The sequence below is a fragment of the Erwinia sorbitola genome, assembly GCF_009738185.1.
In the GTDB taxonomy this organism is placed as follows: domain Bacteria; phylum Pseudomonadota; class Gammaproteobacteria; order Enterobacterales; family Enterobacteriaceae; genus Erwinia; species Erwinia sorbitola.
The window spans coordinates 3,755,286-3,779,880 of sequence record NZ_CP046509.1 but is presented as its reverse complement, the minus strand read 5'-3'; the positions used below and the strand labels follow the sequence as shown (position 1 = coordinate 3,779,880).

The 24,595-nt window shown below is 54.3% G+C and carries 18 protein-coding genes; 11 read left to right on the top strand and 7 right to left on the bottom strand.

The annotated features are described in order from the left end of the window. Positions 1-48: 48 nt before the first annotated feature. From GN242_RS17220 to fhuB, 7 genes are all read left to right on the top strand, one after another. Positions 49-1,011, top strand: a complete 963-nt coding sequence (locus tag GN242_RS17220) for a LysR family transcriptional regulator (RefSeq protein WP_197094803.1) — start codon at positions 49-51, stop codon at positions 1,009-1,011. A gap of 194 nt (positions 1,012-1,205) precedes the next feature. Further along, positions 1,206-3,746: a bifunctional glycosyl transferase/transpeptidase gene (mrcB, locus tag GN242_RS17215; RefSeq protein WP_156287897.1), complete on the top strand. Its 2,541-nt coding sequence runs from the start codon at positions 1,206-1,208 to the stop codon at positions 3,744-3,746. A 246-nt stretch (positions 3,747-3,992) separates the two neighbouring features. Next, positions 3,993-4,727 carry an acid phosphatase gene (locus GN242_RS17210; RefSeq protein ID WP_305038621.1) on the top strand — a complete coding sequence of 245 codons (735 nt, stop codon included), beginning with the start codon at positions 3,993-3,995 and terminating at the stop codon, positions 4,725-4,727. Positions 4,728-4,958: 231 nt separating this feature from the next. Further along, entirely contained in the window at positions 4,959-7,169 is a 2,211-nt protein-coding gene (gene fhuA, locus GN242_RS17205) for a ferrichrome porin FhuA (RefSeq protein ID WP_154752606.1), read from the top strand. Between the two features lie 48 nt (positions 7,170-7,217). Beyond that, positions 7,218-8,012, top strand: a complete 795-nt coding sequence (gene fhuC / locus GN242_RS17200) for a Fe3+-hydroxamate ABC transporter ATP-binding protein FhuC (RefSeq protein ID WP_156287896.1) — start codon at positions 7,218-7,220, stop codon at positions 8,010-8,012. A 50-nt stretch (positions 8,013-8,062) separates the two neighbouring features. Further along, positions 8,063-8,944, top strand: coding sequence for a Fe(3+)-hydroxamate ABC transporter substrate-binding protein FhuD (gene fhuD / locus GN242_RS17195; RefSeq protein ID WP_156288310.1), 882 nt, complete (start codon positions 8,063-8,065; stop codon positions 8,942-8,944). Then, the gene (gene fhuB / locus GN242_RS17190; RefSeq protein WP_156288308.1) at positions 8,944-10,920 is read left to right on the top strand and encodes a Fe(3+)-hydroxamate ABC transporter permease FhuB; all 1,977 of its coding nucleotides are present in this window, start codon (positions 8,944-8,946) and stop codon (positions 10,918-10,920) included. Before fhuD ends, fhuB begins: the two co-directional genes overlap by 1 nt. Before the next feature lie 68 nt (positions 10,921-10,988). On the opposite strand, the gene hemL is transcribed toward fhuB, so the two are convergent. Next, positions 10,989-12,269 carry a glutamate-1-semialdehyde 2,1-aminomutase gene (gene hemL, locus GN242_RS17185; protein WP_156287895.1) on the bottom strand — a complete coding sequence of 427 codons (1,281 nt, stop codon included), beginning with the start codon at positions 12,267-12,269 and terminating at the stop codon, positions 10,989-10,991. A 168-nt stretch (positions 12,270-12,437) separates the two neighbouring features. On the opposite strand from hemL, the gene clcA reads away from it, so the two are divergent. Further along, a complete protein-coding gene (gene clcA / locus GN242_RS17180) occupies positions 12,438-13,853 on the top strand; it encodes a H(+)/Cl(-) exchange transporter ClcA (RefSeq protein WP_154752603.1) in 1,416 nt (471 codons plus the stop codon). A gap of 95 nt (positions 13,854-13,948) precedes the next feature. Next, entirely contained in the window at positions 13,949-14,296 is a 348-nt protein-coding gene (erpA, locus tag GN242_RS17175; RefSeq protein WP_154752602.1) for an iron-sulfur cluster insertion protein ErpA, read from the top strand. 615 nt (positions 14,297-14,911) lie between these two features. Here erpA and GN242_RS17170 read toward each other — a convergent pair. From GN242_RS17170 to mtnN, 3 genes are all read right to left on the bottom strand, one after another. Continuing rightward, on the bottom strand, positions 14,912-15,169 hold the full coding sequence (locus GN242_RS17170; RefSeq protein WP_156287894.1) for a hypothetical protein: 258 nt from the start codon (positions 15,167-15,169) through the stop codon (positions 14,912-14,914). Positions 15,170-15,297: 128 nt separating this feature from the next. Further along, positions 15,298-16,101 carry a vitamin B12 ABC transporter substrate-binding protein BtuF gene (btuF, locus tag GN242_RS17165; protein ID WP_156287893.1) on the bottom strand — a complete coding sequence of 268 codons (804 nt, stop codon included), beginning with the start codon at positions 16,099-16,101 and terminating at the stop codon, positions 15,298-15,300. After that, positions 16,094-16,792, bottom strand: a complete 699-nt coding sequence (gene mtnN, locus GN242_RS17160; protein ID WP_154752600.1) for a 5'-methylthioadenosine/S-adenosylhomocysteine nucleosidase — start codon at positions 16,790-16,792, stop codon at positions 16,094-16,096. Before mtnN ends, btuF begins: the two co-directional genes overlap by 8 nt. 114 nt (positions 16,793-16,906) lie before the next feature. Here mtnN and dgt point away from each other — a divergent pair, with 114 nt between their 5' ends. Together dgt and degP are read left to right on the top strand one after the other, a co-directional pair. Next, positions 16,907-18,412: a dGTPase gene (gene dgt, locus GN242_RS17155; protein WP_154752599.1), complete on the top strand. Its 1,506-nt coding sequence runs from the start codon at positions 16,907-16,909 to the stop codon at positions 18,410-18,412. 148 nt (positions 18,413-18,560) lie between these two features. Then, complete coding sequence (gene degP, locus GN242_RS17150; protein ID WP_154752598.1) at positions 18,561-20,006, top strand: serine endoprotease DegP; 1,446 nt, start codon at positions 18,561-18,563, stop codon at positions 20,004-20,006. Positions 20,007-20,099: 93 nt separating this feature from the next. On the opposite strand, the gene GN242_RS17145 is transcribed toward degP, so the two are convergent. The 3 genes from GN242_RS17145 to glnD all read right to left on the bottom strand — a co-directional run bounded on the left by GN242_RS17145 (position 20,100) and on the right by glnD (position 24,489). Next, positions 20,100-20,492: a DUF3461 family protein gene (locus GN242_RS17145; RefSeq protein ID WP_154752597.1), complete on the bottom strand. Its 393-nt coding sequence runs from the start codon at positions 20,490-20,492 to the stop codon at positions 20,100-20,102. 331 nt (positions 20,493-20,823) lie between these two features. Next, a complete protein-coding gene (gene dapD, locus GN242_RS17140) occupies positions 20,824-21,648 on the bottom strand; it encodes a 2,3,4,5-tetrahydropyridine-2,6-dicarboxylate N-succinyltransferase (RefSeq protein ID WP_154752885.1) in 825 nt (274 codons plus the stop codon). A 183-nt stretch (positions 21,649-21,831) separates the two neighbouring features. Continuing rightward, a complete protein-coding gene (gene glnD / locus GN242_RS17135) occupies positions 21,832-24,489 on the bottom strand; it encodes a bifunctional uridylyltransferase/uridylyl-removing protein GlnD (protein WP_154752596.1) in 2,658 nt (885 codons plus the stop codon). Between the last annotated feature and the right edge of the window lie 106 nt (positions 24,490-24,595).

Here is a 24,595-nt window from a genome sequence, read left to right as displayed (position 1 = left end):
ACTAGATAATTATGGCTGCTGAAAAAAAGGATCCCCCGGATGCAGAACATAGCTTCACTTAACGATCTTGATCTTCGCCAGCTTCAGGCTTTCTCAGCGGTCATTTCGTCCGGGAGTGTGACAGCGGCAGCCAAAGTATTGCAGCGTTCGCAACCGGCGGTATCGCGGCTGATTCAGGATCTGGAGAACACCCTCGGGTATCCGCTGTTTCTGCGAAACGGGCCAAGGATTTACCCGACGGAGCAGGCATTACGTCTGCACGAATACGTGGCGACGGCGCTGACCTCGCTGCAACAGATTCGTCTGCGCGCCAATGAGATCTGGAAAGAAGAGAAAACGCCGCTGCTGATTGCTGCCACGCCCTCGATGTCTTCCGGCCTGCTGCCTGAGGCGCTGGCGCTGATAAATCTGGATGATTCCGTGCAGATCCTGAGTGACTCCGCCGAACAGACCGCACATGCCATTATTACCGGCAAGGCCGAGCTGGGTATCAGCAGCCTGCCGCTGGAGCATCAGGGCGCTCAGGTGCACTGGATCGGCCAGTCGCGCTGCGTGATTGCGTTGCGCGAAGATGACCCGCTGGCGCAAAAAGGACAGGTGCTGTTAAGCGATTTGATGTCGCGTAAGTTGATTACTCCCTATAACCCTTATCGTCTGCGCAGGCGTTATGAACAGGTATTGCGCAAGGCGCGGGTTAAACCGGCGGGGGTGATTGAAACCAACTCATCGGTCAATATTCTGGCCTGCATTCGTTCTGGTTTAGGCGTGGCGATACTTGAACCGGTCACCGCTTATGGCTTACCCGTGGCGGGCGTGGCGATCAGAGAGCTGGATGTGGAGATCCCCTATTATTTTGGCGTCACCACGCCGCAGTCAAAGCCGCCGCGTCCCAGCGTTCTGGCACTGATTGATGCCCTGAAGCAGGCCGCCGCCAGCCTCCTGCCGGAGTTTGTCTGCCTTGATGCCGGTGAGCATGCGCGTGTGATCCAGCTGCTGCATCAGGAAGAGTAATGATTATTCCTGTGTAACGGGCAGCAGATACTTACCCTAAAACAATTCGGGATGAAGCCTGCCGTTAATAAATGGTATTCTGTCGCGCTTGCGGGCCAGCATAATGCTTTCAGAAGGTTCTGGTTCCGTAACTGCCGCTGTGCGACGAGAGTAGTCGGCCTTGCCGACGCCTGCCCCCTGGAGAAATAAAAGACATGTCTGACGATCGCGAACCTATCGGGCGCAAAGGAAAACAGCCTCAGCCTCCGCGTAATAAAGCGGGGCGTAGTCGCCGCAGGGAAGAAGAATATGATGACTATGACGATCAGGATGATGATCAGGATGAAGAAGAGGTAACCCCGATGCCACGTAAAGGAAAAGGACGCGGTACGCGTAAGAAAAGAGGCTGGATTGGCTTACTGTTTAAGCTATTTCTGATCTTCGCGGTGGTGATGGCCATTTATGGTTTCTATCTTGATTCGCAGATCCGCAGCCGTATTGACGGCAAAGTCTGGCAGCTCCCGGCCACGGTGTATGGCCGAATGGTCAACCTTGAGCCAGGCATGTCGTACAACAAAAAAGAGATGATCACGCTGCTGGAAGGCACACAGTACCGCGAAGTGACGCGCATGACCCGTCCAGGCGAATTTACCGTGCAGGCCAACAGCATTGAGATGATCCGTCGTCCGTTTGATTTCCCCGACAGTAAAGAGGGGCAGATCCGCGCACGCCTGACCTTCAGCGGCGATCAGCTGAGTGATATCAAGAACCTCGACAACGGCCGCAGCTTTGGCTTCTTCCGTCTCGATCCGCGCCTGATCACCATGTTGCAGTCGCCAAACGGTGAGCAGCGTCTGTTTGTGCCTCGCGCCGGATTCCCGGATCTGCTGGTGGATACGCTGGTTGCCACCGAAGACCGTCATTTCTACCAGCATGATGGCATCAGTTTCTATTCCATTGGCCGTGCTTTCCTCGCCAACATCACCGCTGGCCGTGCAGTGCAGGGCGGCAGTACGCTGACCCAGCAGCTGGTGAAGAACCTGTTCCTGACCAACGAGCGCTCGCTGTGGCGTAAAGCCAACGAAGCCTATATGGCGCTGATTATGGATGCGCGCTACAGCAAAGATCGCATTCTTGAGCTGTACCTGAATGAGGTGTACCTCGGTCAGGCCGGTAACGATCAGATCCGTGGTTTCCCGCTGGCCAGTCTGTATTACTTTGGCCGCCCGGTTGATGAGCTGAGTCTGGATCAGCAGGCGCTGCTGGTTGGTATGGTGAAAGGTGCGTCGCTATATAACCCATGGCGTAACCCTAAACTGTCGCTGGAGCGTCGTAATCTGGTACTGCGTCTGTTGCAGCAGCAGAAGGTGATCGACCAGGAGCTGTACGACATGCTGAGTGCGCGTCCGCTGGGCGTTCAGCCGAAAGGCGGTGTGATCACCCCGCAGCCAGCGTTTATGCAGATGGTGCGCAACGAGTTACAGAGCAAACTTGGCGATAAAGTGAAAGATCTCTCCGGGGTGAAAATTTTCACCACGCTGGATTCAGTTTCACAGGGTGCTGCCGAGAAGTCGGTGGAAGAGGGGATCCCGGCGCTGCGTAAACAGCGTGGTGTGAACGATCTGGAAACCGCGATGGTGGTGGTTGACCGCTTCAGCGGTGAAGTTCGTGCCATGGTGGGCGGTGCCGATCCGCAGTTTGCGGGCTATAACCGTGCCTTGCAGGCGCGCCGCTCCATTGGTTCACTGGCTAAACCTGCTACCTATCTGACGGCTCTGAGCCAGCCTGATACCTATCGTCTGAATACCTGGATTGCAGATAACCCGATTGCGCTAAAACAGCCGAACGGGCAAGTATGGAAGCCGCAGAATGACGATCATCGTTTCAGCGGGCAGGTGATGCTGGTGGATGCGCTGACCAATTCGATGAACGTACCAACGGTCAACCTGGGGATGACGCTGGGTCTGCCGCAGGTGGTGGATACCTGGACTAAACTGGGTGTGCCGCAGGATCAGCTTCATCCTGTACCGGCCATGCTGCTGGGTGCGCTAAACCTGACGCCGGTTGAAGTGGCGCAGGCCTTCCAGACCATTGCCAGCGGCGGTAGCCGGGCACCGCTTTCGGCCTTGCGCTCGGTCATTGCTGAAGATGGCACCGTACTGTATCAGAGCTTCCCGCAGGCCGAGCGCGCCGTTCCTGCCCAGGCGGCCTATCTGACGCTGTATACCATGCAGCAGGTGGCCGATCACGGTACGGCTCGTGCCTTAGGCGCGAAGTTCCCGAAAGCCACGCTGGCGGGTAAAACCGGTACTACCAACAATCTGGTCGATAGCTGGTTTGCCGGTATTGATGGCAAGGAAGTGGCGATTACCTGGATTGGTCGCGATAACAACCAGCCAACCAAGCTATATGGTGCCAGCGGTGCGATGCAGCTCTATCGTCGTTACCTGGAAAATCAGGCTCCGATGCCGTTAACCCTCACGCCACCGGAAGATATTGCCCCGATGAACGTGGATTCTGCCGGTAATTTCGTCTGCGACAGTGCCAGCAGCAGCTGGCGTCGTCTGCCAGTCTGGACAACCGATGCTGGAGCCCTGTGCCAGCAACAGCAGCAGCAGGTTCAGCAGCAGCAGCAGATGTTGCAGCAGCAGAATCAGCAGCCTGCTCAACAGCAGCAGCAGCAGCAACAACCGCAAAATGAGCAGAAAGATAGCGATGGCGTGGCAGGTTGGATCAAGGATATGTTCGGCAAATAACCTTATCTAAGCCAAACAATAAGCCAAATAAAAAAGCCGGGAAACCGGCTTTTTTTATACCTGATATTCAGGGGTGTTTCTAATTGTGATAAATTCAAACTATTGATTAAATTATGTTTTTTGATTTACGGTGCTTAAAGGAGACCGTTGAAATTAATCTATCAATTAATGAGGTGAGGCTCTCATTTTTTAGTTACCCCTTGAAGTAAATATGACTGTGGATCTTACTATTAAAAGGGAATTTAAATGAAAACATCATCTCGTATTTTAGGCCTGATAATCGGCAGCGCTCTGATTACGCTCCCATCCACTTACGCAGCAATCACCCCCACAACCCCCATGGTACCTTTTCACACTGAACAGCAGGCGGTGAACAGCCTCGATTATCTGCCGCCGCCGCCAACAGAGCAAAGCCCCGGTTTTACTAATGATAAAGGCGCCTATCTTAACGGCTATGCCCTGAAAGGATCGCCGCGCTGGCACCAGGCCACGGGCGATGCCAATCTGAGTCCGGCAAATATAGCTAAAATCTTCTCGCCGATTCTCGGGGTAACCATCAGTGAAAGCACCACGCCGGCAACCTGGTATATGTTGCGGAACATGTTAATTGTGACCAGATATGCTCCGGCAGCAGCAAAAAAATACTATATGCGCACGCGTCCTTTCGTCGTTTATGGCCATCATAGCTGTGAGTCATCTTCTCAGGAGGCCGGAATGCGTAAAGATGGCTCTTATCCCTCCGGGCATACCACTTTTGGTACGGCGTTTGCCCTGATGCTGGCAGAAGCTAAACCAGATAAAGCCAGGGAGTTGGCGAAGCGTGGCTGGGAGTTTGGTCAGAGCAGGGTGGTTTGTGGTGCTCACTGGCAGAGTGATGTCGATGCCGGTCGCTATGTCGGTGCCGTTGAATTTGCGCATCTGCAAAGTATTTCGCAGTTCAGGCTGGTATTAGAACAGGTAAAACAGGAGCTTAATCGATAGCTTTTTTTGATCTGTCACAAACACCCTCGTAATTAACCGGGAAATGCTTTTCCCGGTTGTCAAAAAACGCCAATAATTCCTCCCCGCCTCAATCTCCATGCCGCTTGTGTGGCAGATAATGCGGGGATTTTTTCTTGCAGAACTTACTTTGTTTCGCATATTATCCAAGCGATATAATAATAATTATCGTTTCGTTTCACATTCAACAATCCTTGTTTAGAGAAAAGCTCAATGGCTCGCGCGCACGATTTACTCACCAGGTTTCCCCATCTGAAGACAGCAAAATGTCAACTGGCAGCTTTTGTTGCCTTGTCCCTCACCAGCGGAGCAGCCTGTGCTGCCGCAGAGCAGACGATTAATGTCACTGCTAATGCGGGCGGTGAGCCACAGGAAAGCGCCTGGGGGCCGGCCCCGACTATTGCAGCAAAACACAGCGCCACCGGCACGAAAACCGACACGCCAATTGAGAAAAACCCGCAGTCTGTATCAGTTGTGACCAGCCAGGAAATGCAGACGCATCAGCCGTTATCAGTGAAAGAAGCACTGGGCTATACCACGGGAGTGATGGTAGGTAACCGCGGTGCTTCCAACGTTATTGATGCCTTATCCATTCGTGGTTTTAGCGAAACAAATACCAATCAGTATCTCAATGGATTGAAGTTACAGGGTGATAACTACTCTGAGTTTGCCGTCGATCCCTATTTCCTTGAGCGTGTAGAGCTGATGCGGGGGCCGACTTCAGTCCTTTATGGCAAGAGTAATCCCGGTGGAATTGTGGCGATGGTAAGCAAGAGACCAACCACTGAACCCCTGCGTGAAGTGCAGTTCCAGATGGGTACCGATAACCTGTTTTCCACAGGATTTGACTTCAGCGATGCTCTGGATGATAGCGGAGAGTTTTCTTACCGCCTGACTGGTCTGGCACGCAGTGCAGATGCCCAGCAGGAGATGAATAAAGAGAAGCGCTATACGATTGCGCCTTCCTTTAGCTGGCAGCCAGATGAGAATACTAATTTCACCTTCCTGAGCTACTTCCAGAATGAACCGGAAACGGGCTATTACGGCTGGCTGCCGCGTGAGGGAACGGTCGTACCGATTACCGATGCTAACGGCAATCAGCATAAGTTGCCGAGTGACTTTGATGAAGGCGAAAACAGCAATAAGATCTCGCGTAATACGAAAATGGTTGGTTATAGCTTCGACCATGCCTTCAATGATACCTGGACCGTACGTCAGAATTTACGTTACGCCCAGATGCGCACCAACTATCTGAGTATTTATGGTAACGGCCTGAATACGGAAAATAATACCATTGACCGCGGTTATGCTCATTCTGAGGAAAAACTGAATCAGTTCGCGGTAGATACCCAGGCTCAGGCTAAATTTGCTACCGGAGAGCTGGATCATACGCTGTTGATGGGCGTGGATTATCAGCGTTCTAGAAATGATATTGATGCAATCTTTGGAGCCGCCGCACCGCTGGATGCGCTAAATCCACAGTATGGCAACGATCAGCCAACCGCACTTTACAACCCTTATCAGTATCTTAATAAGCAGGTACAGACTGGCCTGTATGCTCAGGATCAGATGGAGTGGGATCGCTGGGTACTGACGCTGGGCGGTCGTTATGACTATCTCACCATGTCTGCCTTTGATCGTAACGGAAGCGAGAATAAAACCCACGATCAGGCGTTCACCTGGCGCGGCGGTGTTAACTATGTCTTTGATAATGGTATTGCACCTTACTTCAGCTATAGCGAATCCTTTATTCCTAATACCGGCACCACCATTGGCGGTGAAACCTTCACCCCTTCCCGTGCAAAACAGTATGAAGCGGGGGTGAAATATGTGCCGAAAGACCGCCCGATTGTGCTGACTGGTGCGGTTTATCAGCTGACCAAAAATAACAACCTGATGGGCGATCCGACAGCGCCATTGTTCAGCGTACAGGGTGGCGAAATCCGTTCGCGTGGTTTTGAATTTGAGGCAAAAGCTGCTGTAAATGCCAATATTAATATCACTGCCTCTTACAGCTACACCGATGCTGAATACACCGAAGACAACTATCTGCGGGGCAAAACACCAGTGCAGGTGCCTAAGCACATGGCGTCACTTTGGGGTGACTACACCTTCAATGACGGCCCTGTCTCTGGTCTGACGCTGGGCACCGGTCTGCGTTATGTCGGCGAAAGCAAAGGTCTCTATCGTCATCAGGAAAGTAATGGCGACAAACAGGATCAGAACTTTGATGTGGCAGGCTACACGCTGGTTGATGCGGTAATTAAATACGATCTGGCACGCTTTGGCCTGCCAGGTTCTTCTATTGGCGTAAACGTTAATAACCTGTTTGACCGCGAGTATGTTGCCAGCTGTTATCGTGAACACGCCTGCTACTGGGGCGCGGAACGTCAGATTGTTGGTACTGCCACCTTCCGTTTCTAAATGTCTCACCGGGCGCGGTTCGCTGCGCCCGCCAATCAGAAGATCACCATGCAACAACAGCACACCTCAGAAACGACCTTCACCCTGGATCGTGTCAGTTTTAGCGTTCCGGGCCGGACACTGTTACAGCCGTTGTCGCTGGCCTTTCCTGCCGGAAAAGTCTGTGGCCTGATAGGCCACAATGGCTCCGGGAAATCGACGCTGCTGAAAATGCTTGGCCGCCATCACGCGGCATCATCCGGACAGGTGTTGCTTAATCAGCAGCCCGTTGCCAGCTGGCAGAGCAAAGCTTTTGCCCGTGAAGTCGCCTATCTTCCGCAGCAGCTGCCGGCGGCAGAAGGGATGACGGTACGTGAGCTGGTCGCCATTGGTCGCTATCCGTGGCACGGTGCGCTGGGGCGCTATGGGGTGGAAGATCGGGAACGTGTTGATGAAGCGATTGCACTTGTCGGACTAAAACCTTTTGCACATCGCCTGGTGGATAGTCTGTCCGGCGGTGAACGTCAGCGCGCATGGATTGCCATGCTGGTGGCGCAAAACAGCCGTTGCCTGCTGCTGGATGAGCCAACGTCTGCGCTGGATATCGCCCATCAGGTTGACGTGCTGGCGCTGATCCAGCGCCTCAGTCGTGAACGTGGCCTGACGGTGATTGCCGTACTGCACGATATCAATATGGCCGCGCGCTACTGCGACCATCTGGTGGCGCTGCGCAGTGGCGAAATGATTGCTCAGGGCGGCCCCGCAGAGATTATGACCGGAGAAGTGCTGGAACAGATTTATGGCATTCCGATGGGTATTTTGCCGCATCCGCAGGGTGGGGCACCGGTGAGCTTTGTTTATTAAGCGCTTATTCAATAAGGCCGTTGGAATGGGCTTTAAGGATTGATGTTGTGATGCCGGATATTATGCGTCGCCGTTTGCTAACGGCACTGGCCTTGTCCCCGCTGCTGGCCCAGTTCCCTTTTGCTGCACGTGCCGCCACGGAGCAGCGCATTATCGCGCTGGAGTGGCTACCCCTCGAACTGCTGATGGCGCTGGGCGTGATGCCAGCGGGCGCTGCGGAACTCTACGGCTATCGCCAGTGGGTTGGTGAGCCACAGCTGCCTGAGTCCGTGGTGGATGTCGGGCTACGCACCGAACCCAATCTTGAACTGATCACCCAGATGAAACCTTCCCTGATCCTCTATTCACAGGGCTATGGCCCGGATCCGGCACGTTTTATGCGCATTGCGCCAGGCCTGGGTTTTACCTTTAATGAGGGCGGCACGGGTAAACCGTTAACCAGTGCGCGTCACTCGCTGATGAAGCTGGCAACGCATATCGATCGCGTTCCGCAGGCCGTGGCCCACCTCGCCGATCTGGATAATCAGCTTCAGCGGCTGAAAACCAAACTGGCTAATCGGCCTAAGCGCCCGCTGCTGCTGATGTCCATTCTCGACCCGCGTCATGTCATTGTTTTCAGCGCCAACGGGCTGTTTCAGGAAGTGCTGGACAATGTCGGGCTGGAAAATGCCTGGAAAGCGGAGACTACCTTCTGGGGCAGCGTGGTGATCGGCATTGAACGTCTGGCAGAGCTGGGGGATGTTGACGCTATCGGCTTTGAACATGGTAATCAGAATATTGTTGACCAGGTGACCGCCACCGCCCTCTGGCAGTCGCTGCCCTTTGTGCGCAGCGGGCGTTTTAAACAGATGCCGCGCGTCTGGTTCTATGGAGCCACGCTCTCAGCGATGCAGCTGATCGGCAGCCTTGATCATGCGCTGGAGGTGAAATGATGCGCCACTATCGCCTGCCTGTTCTGCTGTTAAGCGTACTGTTTATCGTCGCGCTGGCGTTGACGTTAATTAATCTGCAACAACGACTGCCGCATCAGCTGTGGTTGACCGCGTTGCTGACGCCGGATACGAACCGCATTGATCAGATGGTGTTTCATTACAGCCTGATGCCGCGCCTGACACTTTCCCTGCTGGCGGGCGCAGGCCTGGGGCTGGTCGGTCTGCTGTTCCAGCAGGTGCTGCGCAATCCGCTGGCGGAACCCGCAACTCTCGGCGTTGCCAGCGGCGCCCAGCTGGGGCTGACCGTGGTAACGCTATGGGGTGTGCCGGGCGGTATGGTGACCCAGCAGCTGGCAGCGATGACGGGGGCCGTGCTGGTGGGGCTGATCGTCTTTGGTGTTGCCTGGGGTAAACGCATGTCACCAGTGACGCTGATCCTCGCAGGGCTGGTGGTCTCGTTGTATTGCGGTGCGGTAAACCAGATATTTGCCATCTTCAATCATGATCAGCTGCAAAATATGTTCCTGTGGAGCACCGGTTCACTGAATCAGATGGACTGGAGTAACGTTGAGTTCCTCTGGCCTCGTTTGCTCGGCGGGCTGGCATTGACGCTGCTGCTGCTGCGTCCGATGACGCTGATGGGGCTGGATGACGGCGTGGCGAAAAACCTCGGCCTGGCTATCTCCCTGGCGCGTTTTGGCGTGCTGGCGCTGGCGATCTTAATCAGCGCCTCGCTGGTTAATGCAGTGGGTATTATTGGCTTTATCGGGCTGTTCTCGCCTCTGCTGGCGAAGATGCTGGGCTTCCGTCGCTTACTCAGTCGTCTGCTGCTGGCGCCGTTAATCGGTGCGCTGCTGCTGTGGCTGGCGGATCAGTCGGTGCTATGGCTGACCAGCCGTATGGGGGAGATTTCCACGGGGACGGTCACCGCCGTTATCGGTGCGCCGCTGCTGCTGTGGCTGCTGCCGCGCCTGCGTACCGGATCGATACCGCCAGCGATGAACCAGGGCGATAATGTGCCGATGGAACGCCACCGGGTGCTGTGGTGGGCATTTGTCGGCGGCGCAGTGCTGCTGCTGTTAATGGCGGTGGCGTTAAGCTTCGGACGGGATGCCAACGGCTGGGTGTGGGCCACGGGTGAACTGTGGCAGCAGCTGCTTCCCTGGCGCTGGCCGCGTCTGGTGGCGGCGATGGCAACCGGCATGATGCTCGGCGTGGCGGGCTGTGTGGTGCAGCGCCTGACCGGTAACCCGATGGCCAGTCCGGAAGTGCTGGGCATCAGTTCCGGTGCGGCGTTCGGCGTAGTGGTGATGCTGTTTATCGTGCCGGGGGATGCATTTGGGTGGTTACTGCCTGCCGGGAGCATTGGCGCGGCACTGACGCTGCTGGTTATCTCGATAGCGGCCGGACGCGGTGGCTTCTCGCCAGAGCGGATGCTGCTGGCCGGGATGGCGCTGAGTACCGCTTTTACCACACTGATGATGCTGCTGCTTGCCAGTGGCGATCCGCGCATGGCGAATCTGCTGACGTGGATCTCCGGATCAACCTATAACATTGATGTCCTGCAAGCGAAGCGCACGCTGATTATTATGGTGGTGCTGCTGGCGCTGGTACCGCTATGTCGCCGCTGGCTGACGATTTTACCACTTGGTGGAGCTACCGCCCGTGCGGTTGGTATGGCGCTAACGCCTTCGCGTCTTACGCTGCTGCTGCTGGCTGCGGTACTGACTGCCGCCGCAACGCTGACTATCGGGCCGTTAAGTTTTGTCGGACTGATGGCTCCGCATATTGCCCGCATGCTTGGTTTCCGGCGTGCCTTACCGCAGCAGGTGATGGCGGCGCTGTTAGGGGGAGGGCTGATGGTGGCGGCGGACTGGTGTGGAAGGATGCTGTCGTTTCCGGATCAGATCCCGGCGGGGTTGCTGGCAACGTTTATCGGCGCACCTTACTTTATCTATCTGTTGCGTAAGGTATAAAAAGGGCCAGGCATGCCTGGCCCCTACACAATCCGTCGTGGCGGGAGATATCCCGCCCGTCTGGCTTATTACAATTTCGCGAAGCTGCGTTGCGCGGCATCGATGGTACGCTGAATATCTGCCGGGCTGTGTGCCAGCGACATAAAGCCTGCTTCATAGGCGGACGGTGCCAGATAAACCCCTTCCTCCAGCATCAGGTGGAAGAAACGTTTAAAGCGCTCAACGTCGCATTTCGTCACATCCGCATAGCGTGTCACACTCTCTGCATCAGTGAAGAATATCCCGAACATACCGCCAACATGGTTAACAACCAGCGGGATATTTTCGGCTTTTGCCGCCGCCAGCAGGCCATCGGCCAGCTGCGTGGTCAGACGGGTCAGGGTTTCATGGGTGCCAGGGCGAGCAACTTCTGTCAGGCAGGCAAAGCCCGCCGCCATCGCAATCGGGTTACCAGACAGGGTTCCTGCCTGATACACCGGGCCGCCAGGCGCCAGCGCTTCCATTACTTCGCGGCGTCCACCAAAGGCTCCCACCGGCATACCTCCACCAATGATTTTGCCGAGGCAGGTCAGATCCGGCTTCACGCCGTAGTAAGCCTGAGCACCCGCCAGTGCCACGCGGAAACCGGTCATCACTTCATCGATAATCAGCAGCGCACCAAACTCATCGCAAAGTGCACGCAGACCAGGCAGGAAGTCCGGCTGCGGAGGAATGCAGTTCATATTGCCTGCTACCGGCTCAACGATAATACAGGCGATCTCTTCCGGATATTGCTCAAAGGCAGCGCGAACCGTGGTCAGATCGTTAAACGTGCAGGTCAGAGTATGTTTGGCGAAATCAGCCGGGACACCCGGTGAGTTCGGCTGGCCCAGCGTCAGCGCGCCGGAGCCTGCTTTTACCAGCAGGCAGTCGGCGTGACCGTGGTAACAGCCTTCAAATTTGATAATTTTGTCGCGGTGGGTGAAACCACGCGCCAGGCGAATGGCGCTCATGGTGGCTTCGGTGCCGGAGTTAACCATGCGCACCATATCCATCGTTGGCACCAGTTCGGTGACCAGCTTCGCCATTTTTACTTCCATCTCAGTCGGGGCACCAAAGCTCAGGCCACGCCCGGCCGCTTCGATCACCGCATTCCGGATAGCAGGGTGATTATGGCCCAGCACCATCGGGCCCCAGGAGCCGACATAGTCGATATAGGCTTTGCCATCCGCATCGTAGAGCAATGCTCCGTCAGCACGCTCGATAAACAGCGGTACGCCGCCAACGCCGTTAAAGGCTCGCACCGGCGAGTTAACGCCACCGGGTATTAACTGCTGCGCCTGGGCGTACAGATTTTCAGACTTACTCATGGAACCACTCCTGATAATTCATGTAACAACGCTCTATTCTAAGTGAACTTCGCGGAGCAGCCAAAGGCTGATACTGTCTCTGACACGATTAGAGAGAATTTAAGCTCGGGTATTAATGGCGGGAACGAGTAATATATTGACCTGTCTTTACAGTGAAATGAATGGCCTATGAATCAGCAAACCTCCTCTACTGACGATCTGAAGGTTGTGCCTGCCCGGCGCGGCGATTTTCTGCGACTGTTGCTGAGGCGTGATAAAACCCCGCTGCTGATCCTGGTGATGGCGGGGATTGCCGGAACGCTGACCGGTCTGGTCGGGGTAGCTTTCGAAAAGGTGGTAAACGCAATTATTGACCTGCGAACCCGCGAGCTGCTGACACTGGAAAATCATCCGCTGATCATGTGTTTGCTTGCCTTTATAGCCTCTGCTCTGCTGGCGACAGTCGGCTATTATCTGGTACGCCGCTTTGCATCGGAGGCTGCGGGGTCAGGTATTCCGGAAATTGAAGGCGCGCTGGAGGAGCTGCGCCCGGTGCGCTGGTGGCGGGTGATCCCGGTTAAGTTTGTCGGCGGTATGGGCACGCTGGGGGCTGGAATGGTACTGGGGCGTGAAGGGCCGACGGTACAGATGGGCGGCAATATCGGTCGCATGCTGCTGGATATCTTTCGCATGAAAAGCACCGAGGCGCGTCATACGCTGCTGGCTACCGGTGCGGCAGCGGGGCTGGCGGCAGCATTCAATGCACCACTTGCCGGGATCCTGTTTATTATTGAAGAGATGAGGTTGCAGTTCCGCTACAGCCTGATCTCCATCAAGGCCGTTTTCGTCGGTGTGATTATGTCGAGCGTGGTGTTCCGTATTTTTAACGGTGAACATGCAGTGATCGAGATTGGTCGTCTGGCCGATGCACCGGTCAATACGCTGTGGCTGTATCTGTTGCTGGGAATGGTGTTTGGCGTGGTCGGGGTGATGTTTAACCAGCTTATATTTCGTATTCAGGATCTGTTTCAGCGATTACACGGTGGCCGCATCAATAAAGTGCTGCTGATCGGCGCACTGCTGGGCGGGCTGTGCGGTGTGCTGGGCCTGCTGCTACCGGCCGCAGCCGGGGGTGGCTCCAGTCTGATCCCCCTGGCGGCAGCTGGGAATTTCTCCATCGGAATGCTGCTTTTCCTGTTTATTGTGCGTCTGGCGACGACGCTGTTATGTTTCTGCTCCGGAGCGCCCGGAGGTATTTTTGCTCCCATGCTGGCGCTTGGCACGCTGCTGGGCACTGCGTTTGGCCTGTGTGCAGCTTTCTGGCTTCCGGAATATCATCTGCAAGCCGCCACCTTTGCTATCGCCGGAATGGGAGCGCTGTTTGCCGCCTCCGTCCGTGCACCGCTCACCGGGATTGTGCTGGTTCTGGAAATGACCGATAACTATCAGCTGATCCTGCCGATGATCATTACCTGCCTGGGAGCCACACTACTGGCCCAATTTCTGGGGGGAGAACCCTTGTATTCCTCGCTGCTGGCCCGCACCTTAGCGAAACAGCAGCAGCGCGATAACCAGGCAGCCACCGCACAGGGTGGTACAGGCTAAACTTGATTGCGATCCCACTGTGTTAGATAATGACAATAATTATGGTCGATTTGTGACCTTTCAGGCACCGGCCTGTATGTATACTGGAGTTACCTATGAGCGACGATGTAGCAGTACTGCCCCTGCAATTTACTGAAGCGGCGGCCAGTAAAGTTAAAAACCTGATTTCCGATGAGAATAACCCGGATCTGAAACTGCGCGTCTACATCACCGGTGGCGGCTGTAGCGGTTTCCAGTATGGTTTTACCTTTGACGATAAAATTAACGATGGTGATATGACCATTGAGAAGTCAGGTGTGGCGCTGGTTGTCGACCCGATGAGCCTGCAATATCTGGTGGGCGGCGCAGTGGATTATACCGAAGGGCTGGAAGGATCGCGCTTTATTGTGACAAACCCGAATGCCAAGACGACCTGTGGGTGCGGCTCCTCTTTCAGCATCTGATTTACCCTTCATACTTGACGCCGCAGCTGCGTTGGCTGCGCTCTCTCGCCCCGGTCACTTACCAGTGTAAGCTCCCGGGGACTCGCTCTCTTGCCGCCTTGCTGCAACGCCAATTATTTCGGGTAAATATCACCTTTATGACGCCGCAGCTGCGTTGGCTGCGCGCTCTCGCCCCGGTCACTTACCAGTGTAAGCTCCCGGGGACTCGCTCTCTTGCCGCCTTGCTGCAACGGCAATTATTTCGGGTAAATATCACCTTTATAGTGCATGACGCATGACGCATGACGCATGACGCATGACGCCGCAGCTGCGTTGGCTGCGCGCTCTCGCCCCGGTCACTTACCAGTGTAAGCTCCCGGGGACTCGCTCTCTTATCGCCTTGCTGCAACGGCAATTATTTCGGGTAAATATTACCTTTATAATGCATGACGCATGACGCCGCAGCTGCGTTGGCTGCGCGCTCTCGCCCCGGTCACTTACCAGTGTAAGCTCCCGGGGACTCGCTCTCTTATCGCCTTGCTGCAACGGCAATTATTTCGGGTAAATATCACCTTTATAATGCATGACGCATGACGCCGCAGCTGCGCCAATCATTTCATACAGTTTGTTAAGAGCTTACCATTCGACGGTAACTAACCTTCTTTCCTGTCCGGTATCCGCATCGCGAGTAACCACGGTTTGTGTCACTTTTGGCTGCGCTTCAGGTTGTTTTCCACACGCAATGCCGGGGGGCGCCCGGGTGGCAGACAGGTTACTGCCTTCCACGCTGCACTGCGAGTAGATGGTTAATTTCACACCAATGCTGCCGGTGGTGGAAGCGGCAAAGGCGTGGCCCGTCATCATCAGCCCGAGAGCCAGATAAACGGTTTTCATGATGCAAATTCCTGGTAATAAAAACAGGGCAGATACCCTGAAAAAAACGAACGAAACATCGCCCGTTACTACAGGTTAACGGCAATTTTTGCCGAAACTTTACTCATCTTTGGTGATGATTATTGTGGTTACGGTTGCCCGAAGGAGTGTAAAGCACTGCACATCTTTTGAGCGGCCAGAATCATACGCGGGCCTGCACGGCTAATCCAGTCATCATTGATAGCAATCACCGGGATATTCAGCTGGGGCTGCCAGAAGGCGGCAATCTGCATCGCATGGGCGCTATCGCCGGGGGTGACTATTGCGGCGGGGTGACGTAACAGCACCTGCTCACGGCTGACCTGAGGCCAGGGTACGCGCGAATCGGCAAAGATATTCTCTCCGCCACACAGTTGTAGTACTTCATTTTGTAGCGTGTTTCCCGAGGCGGTAAACAGCGGTTTAAGGCCAAACTGGAGAAAGACGCGTTTGACAGTGGAGTGCTGATAGCGCTGACGCAGTTCAGCAAACTGCTGTTGTAGCACCGCTGCGGCCTGTTCTGCCTGTGCGGGCTGCGGGCTAAAAGCTGCGAGCCGACGCAGGCTGGAAATCAGCTCTGCAATAGAATCCGGTGCCAGCCAGACCACGGTTATACCCAGCGCCTGAAGCTGATCGATCTGACGCTGCGGGGCGCCACCTTTCCAGGCAATCACCACATCCGGTTTCAGCCTCAGCAGTTTTTCACTGTTAATCCCCTGCCAGTTAGCAACCTGTTCGATCTGCTGTGCGGCAGGGGGGTAATCGGAGTATGCGCTAACTCCGACCGGCGTTATACCAGCCGCAAAGGCCAGTTCAGTAAGGTTCGGTGCCAGCGTGACTACCCGGGGGGCAGCCTGAACCGTGGCGGCGCAGGCCAGCCACAGCAGTATCAGGCTACAGAGTCTTTTAGCCACGGGAAAGATGAGCCAGCAGGGTTTCTACCATCAGTGACGATTGCCGGGCTGCGACCACAAGGAACTCGTCAAAGCTGAGGTGAGACTCCTGATCCGCCACATCAGAAATGGCGCGAACTACCACAAACGGAGTGCCGAACTGGTGGCACACATGGCCGATTGCCGTCGCTTCCATCTCAACTGCAATCGCCTGCGGGAAGGTGCTGCGAATGCGGGCCAGCGGAGCGGCACCGTTGATAAAGGCATCGCCGCTGACGACCAGACCACGAACTGCATTCAGATTCAACTGACCGATGCACTCTTCGGCAGCGGTAATCAGTTTCTCATCTGCTTTGAAGGCTGCCGGGCAGCCCGCCATCTGGCCAGGCTCATAGCCAAACGCCGTGACGTCGGCATCGTGATAGCGCACTTCATCAGAGACCACAATATCGCCAACTTTTAGCGTAGGTGCCAGACCACCGGCTGAACCGGTGTTGATCACCACATCAGGTTTGCACAGCTCCAGCAGCAGGGTGGTACCCATCGCCGCTGAAACCTTGCCAATACCTGATTTCAGCAGAGCAACCTCTACGCCATTCAGTGTGCCGGTGTAAATTTCACAGCCCGCCAAAGTCAGAGTCTGACGGTTTTCAATTTTGTCACGCAGCAGCGTCACTTCCTGTTCCATTGCGCCAATAATGCCTGCTTTCATAGGGATACTCTCTGAAGTAGTGGAATTTGCCTTTCATTACGGGGCATAGTCTATCATGACAAACATAAACTCCACTGCGAGAATGACTGCGCCGTTAACCAGAGGGAACAAGGTATGACCGGGATCGACTTTCGCAAAAAAATCAACTGGCAGCGGCGCTATCGCCCGTATCAGGGGCCAAAGGATGAGCATGAAATTCTGCGTATCTTTGAAAGCGATCGCGGCAGAATCATTAATTCGGCGGCTATTCGCCGCTTGCAGCAGAAAACGCAGGTCTTCCCGCTGGAGCGAAATGCCGCAGTACGTACCCGGCTGACTCACTCGCTGGAAGTGCAACAGGTGGGGCGTTATATCGCCAAAGAAGTGCTTACGCGCCTGCATGAGGCCGATTGCCTGGCGTCGCTGGGGCTGGAGCAGTTAACCGGGCCGTTTGAAAGCATCGTTGAGATGGCCTGTCTGATGCACGATATTGGCAACCCACCGTTTGGTCATTTTGGCGAGGCGGCGATTAATGACTGGTTCAGTCAGCAGCTGGATGCAGGCTGGCAGCCAGAGAGTGGGCGCGAAGATCGTTGTGTGCCAGCGGTACTCCACCATCAGGAAGATGGCCTGAATGAACTGCGGGCGAAAGTTCGTCAGGACTTATCCCACTTTGAAGGTAATGCTCAGGCAATCCGCATGGTGCATACTTTGATGAAGATGAATCTCACGTGGGCACAGGTTGGCTGTATTTTGAAGTACACGCGTCCTGCCTGGCATAGCGGTGCTGTTCCTGCCAGCCACAGCTATTTAATGAAAAAACCAGGATATTACCTGGCTGAAGAGGAATATATTGAACGACTGCGTGAGCAATTAGACCTTCAGCCGCACTGTCGTTTCCCGCTCACCTATATTATGGAAGCCGCTGATGATATTTCTTACTGTGTAGCTGATTTAGAAGATGCAGTAGAAAAAAATATCTTCACCGTTGAGCAGTTGTATCAACATTTATTCCAGCTCTGGCCTGACCATCAGACAGAGGATCTGTTCGCTACCGTGGTCACCAGCGCGCTGGATAAATCCCGCAGTCGCCGGACAAACCTGAGCAATGAAGATCAGTTCTTCATGTATCTGCGTGTGAACACTGTGGCTGAATTGGTTCCCCATGCGGCCAGCCGCTTTATTGACCATCTGCCTGCGGTTTTTAACGGTGAGTTTAACGAAGCGTTACTGGAAGATGGCAGCCCGCACAGTCAGCTGCTGGATATTTTCAAAAAAGTCGCTTTCCGTCATGTATTTAATCATCCGGAAGTTGAGCAGCTGGAGTTACAAGGCTATCGGGTAATTAGCGGCCTGCTGGAGATCTACCGGCCGCTGCTGCGGTTAACACAGGAAGAGTTCAGCGAATTAACGGAAAAAGATTATTTAAAAGGCTATCCTATTGAAACCCGCCTGTTCCATAAACTATCGACACGCTTCCGTCTTGCCTACAGCGAAGCAGTGGAATCTTTGGATAAAAGTCCAGAGGAAGAGGCTATCTGGGAATATTATTATCGCGTGCGTTTATTGCAGGATTACATTAGTGGGATGACCGATCTGTATGCATGGGATGAGTACCGGCGACTGATGGCGGTGGAATAAGTCAGGAGGGGGGTTATGATTTGTAAAGAATGACAATATATTTTTACTTATCATTTAAATTTAAACATGAACTTCGCGCTAAAAAATTAATCTCACCTTCACAACCACAGCAATGGTTACTTCACTGAATCACTTGAGAATCCGACTAATGAAAAAAACTACTTTAGTATTGAGTGCACTGGCTCTGAGTCTGGGGCTGGCGTTAAATCCGTTAGCCGCTACCGCAGCCGAAACTGCGTCTTCGTCGACAACCCAGCAGCTGCCAAGCCTGGCACCTATGCTGGAAAAGGTTATGCCTTCAGTTGTCAGCATTAATGTGGAAGGCAGCACTACGGTGCGTACACCACGTATGCCTCAGCAGTTCCAGCAGTTCTTTGGTGATAACTCGCCATTCTGCCAGGATGGATCTCCTTTCCAGGGCTCGCCAATGTGTCAGGATGGCGGTCCGCAGGGGAGAGGCAATGGCGGGGCAGATAATCAGCAGCAGAAATTCCGCGCCCTGGGTTCAGGCGTGGTGATTGATGCTGCTAAAGGTTATGTGGTGACTAACAACCACGTAGTGGATAACGCCACTAAAATTCAGGTTCAGCTGAGTGATGGTCGTAAATACGAAGCGAAAATAATCGGTAAAGACCCGCGCTCCGATATCGCGCTGATCCAGCTGATTGATGCGAAGAACCTGACCGCCATTAAGATTGCTGACTCTGACAGTCTGCGCGTAGGTGACTACACGGTTGCCATTGGTAACCCGTACGGCCTGGGTGAAACCGTGACCTCAGGTATTGTTTCTGCGCTGGGCCGTAGCGGCCTGAACGTGGAAAACTACGAAAACTTTATCCAGACCGATGCGGCGATTAACCGTGGTAACTCCGGCGGTGCGCTGGTAAATCTGAATGGTGAGCTGATCGGGATTAACACCGCAATCCTCGCTCCGGACGGTGGCAATATCGGTATTGGCTTCGCCATCCCAAGTAATATGGTGAAAAACCTGACCTCGCAGATGGTCGAATTCGGCCAGGTGAAGCGTGGCGAACTGGGTATCATGGGAACCGAACTGAACTCTGAGCTGGCAAAAGCGATGAAAGTTGATGCCCAGCGCGGTGCTTTTGTCAGTCAGGTGCTGCCGAAGTCTTCAGCCGCTCAGGCGGGCATTAAAGCCGGTGACGTGATTGTCTCGCTGAATAACAAGTCGATCTCCAGCTTTGCTGCGCTGCGTGCAGAAGTCGGTTCGCTGCCGGTAGGTACCAAAATGGAGCTGGGTCTGATTCGTGATGGTAAGCCGATGAAAGTGACCGTGGCATTGCAGCAAAGCAGTGCGGCGAAAGTGGATTCCGGCACCATCTACAACGGCATCGAAGGCGCCGATCTGAGTAACTATGATGTGAAAGGTGTAAAAGGCGTTAAAGTCGATAACGTTAAAGCTGGCTCTGCTGCGGCGCGTATTGGCTTGAAGAAAGATGATGTGATTTTAGGTGTTAACCAGCAGCCAATCGCTAATCTGGGTGAGCTGCGTAAAATCCTCGATACCAAACCGTCAGTACTGGCGCTGAATATTCAGCGTGGTGATGCCAGCATTTATCTGCTGATGCAGTAATCCAGATGAAAAAGAGCGGATCTAACAATCAGATCCGCTCTTTCACTGGAATAAATATCAGGGGTGGCCTTTTACGGTTACCCCTTTTTTATTTTAACGACCGCCGCGAGTCAGTTTATCCAGATCGGATTCAATCTCAGCAATTTTATTAGAAACAACGCTCTCCAGATGACGCAGGTCATCAAGGATTTTACGTTTAAGATCAACTTCAACCTGATCACGCTGACAAATCTGATCCAGCTCATCAATCACATAGCGCAGGTTAGGGCTGATTTCCTGAACTTCTTTGTAACCCTGGCTGGCGTTATCTGCCACCACGGTTTTGCGCTGGCGCGGATATTTAAATTTCACGCTTTTAGCGAAAAACTCACCTTTATCTTTGCGGAAATAAATTTTCAGGATGTCATTATTTGCTTCCTGACGCAGGCTGTAGCGGTCGATATCTTCAGGTGAAGCAATACCCAACCCTTTCAAATTGTCATACATATTTTGAGTTCCTTAGGCGGTCGATGTCGATCCGGCTGCGCGTTGTGAATACTGCGTTGTGCAGTGCTCGCCATCCTCACATACTTTATGTATGCCCTGGTGGCTGCGCGCTACGCCTTGTCTTCACTTAGCTCGCTCGTTCCGTACTTTGTGCTTGATGTTTCGCACATGAAACAGTCAGGATCGGTTAATTTAAGAACAGGATTTTCTGGCGCGGATTATGGCGCAGATTGTACACAATAGCACCACTTGTTTCGCGCAGTGAAAGAGGTTGTCGTCGGGATAAGTGGAAAGAAATATTTACGGGCCACCGGGGTGGCCCGTACGACGATTAGTCGATGGTACGCAGCAGTTCGTTAATACCGGTTTTACCCAAAGTTTTGGCATCAACTTTTTTAACGATAACCGCGCAGTACAGGCTGTAGGTGCCGTCTTTCGATGGCAGGTTACCTGAAACAACCACAGAACCTGCTGGAACGCGACCGTAGTGCACTTCGCCGGTTTCACGATCGAAGATCTTGGTGCTCTGGCCGATATACACGCCCATGGAGATCACCGAACCCTCTTCAACGATCACGCCTTCAACAATTTCTGAACGTGCGCCAATAAAGCAGTTGTCTTCGATGATGGTCGGATTAGCCTGCAATGGCTCCAGCACGCCGCCGATACCAACGCCACCAGACAGGTGAACGTTTTTACCGATTTGCGCGCATGAACCCACGGTGGCCCAGGTGTCGACCATAGAACCTTCATCAACATAAGCACCGATATTGACGTAAGAAGGCATCAGTACGGTGTTACGGGCGATAAATGCACCCTGGCGTACGGCCGCTGGTGGTACTACACGGAAGCCCTCTTTTTTAAAGCGCGCTTCATCGTAGTCAGCGAATTTCATTGGAACTTTGTCGTAATAACGGCTTTCTGCGCCATCAATTACCTGATTGTCATTGATGCGGAAAGAGAGCAGTACCGCTTTCTTCAGCCACTGATGAGTGATCCATTCGCCGCCGATTTTCTCAGCCACGCGCAGGGCACCGCTGTCCAGCAGGGCGATAACCTGATTTACCGCGTCACGGGTGGCAGTGTCAGCGTTAGCTGGGGTAATGTCCGCACGGCGCTCAAAGGCCGCTTCAATAACACTCTGTAACTGTTGCATCATAATCTCTCAATTTCAGTGAGGTCGGTGTAACAGGCTATTTTACATGCCATTTTGAGCCTGGGCAGTGCTCGCCATCCTTACGTACTGTAGTACGCTCCGGTGGCTGTTCGCTGTCCGCACTCAAACTGTCTGCGACAATAAAGCCTGTGTCACTTCTTCAGTTATAAAAGTAAATCTGGATCACACTTTATCGTTTGGATTAAGGGCCTCTGTCAACCGTTGTTGCAGCCGTTCACGTAAATCTGCGTCTAATGCCCGACGTTCACTGTTGGCGAGAATAAATAAATCCTCTACGCGTTCGCCAATAGTACTGATGCGCGCGCCGTGCAGAGAGACGTTCAGATCGGCAAAAACCTCGCCAACGCGAGCCAGTAATCCCGGCTGATCGAGCGCCACTAATTCCAGATAAGTTCGCCTGTCAGTATGTGTGGGTAAGAAGTTTACCGCAGTATCCACATTAAAGTGCTTCAGACGGGCGGACTGACGGCGGGTACGCGGTGGCTGCCAGGTGGTCTGGCAGATTGCCTGTTCCAGCGCCTGACGCGTTACCTCGTGGCGATCTGTCGCCAGCGGGCTACCGTCTGGTTCCAGTACAATAAACGTATCCATTGCCATGCCATCCCGGCTGGTGAAGATTTGCGCATCGTGTACGCTGAGATTGCGTCGATCCAGCTCACCAGCCACGGCAGCAAACAGATACGGGCGATCGGGGCTCCAGATAAAAATCTCTGTGCCGCCGCGCGTTGCCTGTGGGCTGACGAGGATCAGCGGCTGGGTAAGGTCATGGTTCATCAGGTGACGCGCATGCCAGGCCAGCTGGTTCGGCGTGTGGCGCAGGAAGTAGTCGGCGCGGCAGCGGCTCCAGATACTGTGCAGCGCTTCTTCGTCGATATTGTCCATTCGCAGCAGCGCCAGCGCCTGTAGCCGGTGATGACGTACGCGTTCGCGCAGATCCGGGCTGTTTTCCATGCCCCGACGCAGCTGTTTCTCGGTGGCGAAGAACAGCTCGCGTAACAGACTCTGCTTCCAGCTGTTCCATAGCGTTTCGTTGGTGGCACAGATATCGGCCACGGTGAGGCAAACCAGATAACGCAGACGATTTTCGTTCTGCATCACTTCAGCAAACTGCTGGATCTCGGTGGGATCCTGAATGTCACGGCGCTGTGCGGTTACCGACATCAGCAGATGATGACGCACCAGCCAGGCAACCAGCTGCGTCTCACGCGAGTTCAGGCCGTGCATTTCGGCAAACTCCAGTGCATCCTGCGCACCAAGAATCGAGTGGTCGCCGCCGCGCCCTTTGGCGATATCGTGGAACAGTGCCGCCATCAGCAGCAGTTCCAGCTGCGGCAGGCGCGGCCATAGTTCCACGCACAGCGGATGTTGCGGGCGGGTGCGCTCGTCAGCAAAGCTCTCCAGCTTTTGCAGCACACGAATGGTGTGTTCATCGACGGTGTAGGCATGGAACAGGTCAAACTGCATCTGGCCGACGATATTGCTCCACTGCGGCATATAAGCCCATAGCACGCTGTGACGGTGCATCGGTACCAAAGCCCGGCTGACGGCACCCGGATGGCGCAGAATCGACAGAAACAGTTCCCTGGCCTCTGGAATGGTACACAGCGGTTGTTTGAGATTGCGGCGCGCATGGCGCAGGTGCCGCAGGGTAGTGGAGTAGATACCGGTAATTTTTGGCGTACGCACCATCGTGTAAAACATGCGCATGATGGATTCCGGCTGGCGCGCAAACAGCGTTTCATCGCGCAGATCTATCAGCGTGCCGCGTAGCTGAAATTCATCATCCATCGGACGAGGTTTTTCATCGGTGGGCAGGGCCAGTATCGCCTCATCAAATAGCTGCAACAGCATCTGATTAAGCTCACCAACGCGGCGCGTGACGCGGAAAAAATCCTTCATCATGCGTTCCACAGGCTCATTACCTTCGCCCTGATAGTTCAGGCGCTGGGCAACATTGAGCTGGCGATCGAACAGCAGGCGATTATCGTAGCGTGGCAGCGTCAGATGCAGGGCAAAGCGGATGCGCCACAGGAAGCTCTGGCACTCGTTCAGCTCGTTACGCTCGGCTTCGGTCAGGAAGCCAAAGCCGACCATCTCATCCAGCGAAGTTGCGCCGAAGTGACGGCGGGCCACCCACAGCAGAGTGTGAATATCGCGCAGGCCGCCGGGGCTGCTTTTAATGTCCGGCTCAAGGTTATAGCTGGTGCCGTGATAGCGCTGGTGACGTACCTGCTGTTCGTCTATTTTAGCGGCGAAGAAACGGTCTGATGGCCAGAATCCATCGCTGAAGACGTTTTTTTGCATCTCAAGAAACAGCGGCAGATCGCCGGTAAGCATGCGCGATTCAATCAGGTTGGTTGAGATGGTGAGATCGGACAGACCTTCAAGCAGGCACTCTTCCAGCGTACGTACGCTGTGGCCGACTTCCAGTTTAAGATCCCACATCAGGGTGAGCAGTTCGCTGGTGCGGCGGGCATCTTCGTCAGAGAGGGGTTTTCTGCTAAGGATAAGCACATCGATATCCGACAGCGGGTGCAGTTCGCCACGCCCATAGCCGCCGACCGCCACCAGAGCAATACCCTCTTTTTCCGGAAAGCCAAAGAAGCGCCAGAGGCGTCGAAGCAGGCGGTCAATAAACAGCGTACGGGCGTCGATCAGGCTCTCGACGTCCTGTCCGGCGTCAAAAGCGGCGGCGAGATGCTGCTGGAAAACGTCCAGATGATGCCTGAGCGTATCGCGATTCAGCTCTGCATCTTCCCAGCGGCGCGGGGCCTTAGTGAGTTTTTTCAGGATGCTGGCTTCAGGTACGTCTTTATTCATTTCACCGCCCCAATGTGGATCGCGTGCTGCACGCATAAAAAAGCCGGCGGGCGCCGGCTTAATGTTCTGAAGGCTGACCGAAAAGAAGGTCAGCTGCTACGCACGT